Raw genomic sequence first — 937 nt, 5'->3', positions numbered from 1 at the left:
TTCTCTACGTCTCGTCGGATCGGTGATGTGTATAAGAGACAGTTATAATAACATAGTCAAATCTTTGGCTTTCAAAAAAGCCATTGCCCATTTTATCAACGAAATAAGGATGCTCCGTGAATACTGCTCTGATTATTCTCGACTACATTTTTGATATTGCACACCTTGAAGGAAAAATTGCACGTTCAGCGCAGCAGGTAGCAGAACGCAACGCCATCGCTAACGCCAATCTCGTATTAGCATTGGCTCAGCAGAAAGATTGGTTACGTATTCTCGTTAAGGTGGGCTTTACTCCTGGATATATCGACCAACCCAAACATTCACGCATGTTTGGGCAGACACATAAACTTGGTGCCATTGAGTTAGATCGGCCAGGCACAGAGTTTCATCCCTCTCTGGCAGCGGAATTGGGGGAGTTAGTGATCGTTAAACCGCGTGTCAGCGCCTTTTACGGAACCAACCTGGATGCGGCGCTGCGCGCCCGGCGCATCGAGCGGTTGATTATCTGTGGCGTCAGTACCACTTGGGCAGTGCAAAGCACCGCACGCGACGCTCACGATCGTGATTACCAGGTACTGGTGCTGGAAGAGGCCTGTGCCGCAGCTACGCCAGAAGAGCATAGAATGTCTATGGAGATGCTCGCTCACATCGCCGAGATTGTCACGTTGGAAAATCTGAAGGATCTATGATGTATGTTGCAGGTACTGTCAAAGATAGCATCGGAAATTAACCTACGGGCGTTAAAGCGCGCGTTATGGGTGCCCTGCGGTCTCTGGCCTTCGCATTCATGCAGGAGACCCTGCAGCAAGATCCAGCCACTGCCGAACCCCTCCTCGATGGCATGGTGGGCCAGTTCCCGAAGTGTTGCGGTATACGCAGGCTCATGATTGGCCAGCAGCGTTAATGCGGCCATCATGGACGGCAAGGGTGGCAGGTG

At 51.1% G+C, this 937-nt stretch carries 1 protein-coding gene; it reads left to right on the top strand.

Annotated elements, in window-relative coordinates:
* The first annotated feature begins 116 nt into the window (after positions 1 to 116).
* On the top strand, positions 117 to 689 hold the full coding sequence (locus tag H5P17_RS26490; protein WP_182825926.1) for an isochorismatase family cysteine hydrolase: 573 nt from the start codon (positions 117 to 119) through the stop codon (positions 687 to 689).
* The last annotated feature ends 248 nt before the right edge of the window (positions 690 to 937 follow it).

This window comes from Serratia sp. OS31, assembly GCF_014164835.1.
Classification (GTDB): Bacteria; Pseudomonadota; Gammaproteobacteria; order Enterobacterales; family Enterobacteriaceae; genus Serratia; species Serratia liquefaciens_A.
The sequence above is the reverse complement of the archived record's forward strand: the minus strand, read 5'-3'. Positions and strand labels throughout refer to the sequence as shown.